Source organism: Aeromicrobium sp. PFPM2_SD2, from assembly GCF_057364525.1.
This window is the reverse complement of the sequence record NZ_JBNFNZ010000504.1, coordinates 1-1,671: the sequence shown is the minus strand read 5'-3', so window position 1 is coordinate 1,671 and position 1,671 is coordinate 1. Positions and strand designations below refer to the sequence as shown.

2 protein-coding genes are annotated in these 1,671 nt (G+C 73.1%); both read left to right on the top strand.

Translation table 11 applies throughout. The features are described from left to right. Positions 1–215 precede the first annotated feature (215 nt). The gene (locus tag AC2W7G_RS15635; RefSeq protein ID WP_485869249.1) at positions 216–722 is read left to right on the top strand and encodes a hypothetical protein; all 507 of its coding nucleotides are present in this window, start codon (positions 216–218) and stop codon (positions 720–722) included. 2 nt (positions 723–724) lie between these two features. Then, positions 725–1,540 (top strand): DUF72 domain-containing protein, encoded by an 816-nt coding sequence (locus AC2W7G_RS15630; protein ID WP_485869248.1) that lies wholly within the window; start codon positions 725–727, stop codon positions 1,538–1,540. The last annotated feature ends 131 nt before the right edge of the window (positions 1,541–1,671 follow it).

Below are 1,671 nucleotides of genomic sequence, written 5' to 3'. Positions count from 1 at the left end.
GCTGGTCGCGGTCCGTCAGGTTCATCACTGTACCGCCCGCGCGGGCGTAGCGGCCGCGCAGCGGGAGCGGCCCGCGGAGGTCCCTCCTAGGCTGGCGCCATGAGACTGCGAGGGACCGGTCGGCGCGCGAACCAGTACGTCCAGGCCGCGCCGGACGCGTCGACGGCGGCACCCAGGAGGCGGCGACCCGCGTCGTCCAGGTCCTCGCCCCGACCGTGCGGCTGCTGCGGCTGCCCTCGCTGGCGATCGCCGTCGTGCCGCTGCCGCTGGAGCTGGCGACGCTGCTGCTCGCGCTGACCTGGGACGGCACGGGGCGCTGGGTCGGCGTGGTCGTCGCGTTGCTCATGCTCGCGGTCACCGGGTTCTTCGCGCTGCGCCGCAAGCGCATCCTCGACGCGGTGAACCAGCCGGCCGCGCTGGCCACCGAGCTCGCCGTCGCCATCAACCTGACCGACCGCGTGGAGGAGACCCGCGGCGTCCTCACCCAGCTCGGCGGCGGGGGCGGGTGGCGCGTGTTCTCCCGGCTGCAGGGCCTGTGGCGGGGCGCGAGCATGCCGGCCCGCTGGATCGACGGCGTGGGCGACCTGCCCCGCGCCCGCTACTTCGTCCCGCCGCGGCTCGGCACCACGATCACCGGCACGATCGCGGCGCTGTGGATGGTGCCGGTCTCCGCGGTCGTCCTGCTGCTCGCCCTCGTCGCGACGGTCGCGGGCGCCTTCTGACGATGACCGGCACCGCACGGATCGGCATCAGCGGCTGGCGCTACGCCGGCTGGCGCGGTGACTTCTACCCGAAGGGCCTGCGCCAGGCCGACGAGCTGCGCTTCGTCGGTGAGCGCCTGGCCACCGTGGAGATCAACGGCACGTTCTACTCGCTGCAGCGGCCCGAGAGCTTCCGCCGCTGGCGGGCCGAGGTGCCGCCGGACTTCGTCTTCTCGGTCAAGGGCGGCCGCTTCATCACCCACATGAAGAAGCTGGCGGACGTCGAGACCCCGCTGGCCAACTTCTTCGCCTCGGGCGTGCTGGCGCTCGGGCCGCAGATGGGTCCGGTGCTGTGGCAGCTGCCGCCGCGCCTGCGCTTCGAGCCGGAGCGTCTGGCGTCCTTCTTCGACCTGCTGCCGCGCACCACCGGGCAGGCCGCCGCGCTCGCGAAGCAGCACGACGCCCGGGTCGACGGGCGCGACGTCACCGAGTGCGAGGTGGACGTCCCGGTCCGCCACTGCCTGGAGGTGCGCGACGACTCGTTCCACGACCCGGCGTTCCTGGAGCTGCTGCGGGCCCACGACGTCGGCCTCGTGGTCGCCGACACCGCGGGCAAGTGGCCGCTCATCCGCGAGGTGACGAGCGACTTCGCCTACGTGCGGCTGCACGGCGACGAGGAGCTCTACGCCAGCGGGTACTCTCCCCGGGCGCTGGACGAGTGGGCAACGCTCGTGCGCGGCTGGACCGACCAGGGCACGGACGTCTACGTCTACTTCGACAACGACATGAAGGTGCACGCCCCGTACGACGCCGTCGCGCTGGCCGAGCGGCTGGCCTAGCTCAGCGCCCGTCGATGTAGGTGAGCAGGAGCTTGACCTCGATGACGGCCAGGACGCCGTACAGCGCGGTGAAGCCGACGAGCGAGGTCAGCACGGTGCCTGCGCTGACGCCGGGCGAGACGCCGGCCGAC

Coding starts and splice junctions, on each gene's coding strand:
- AC2W7G_RS15630 (WP_485869248.1), top strand. CDS start 725: ATGACCGGCACCGCACGGATCGGCATCAGCGGCTGGCGCTACGCCGGC.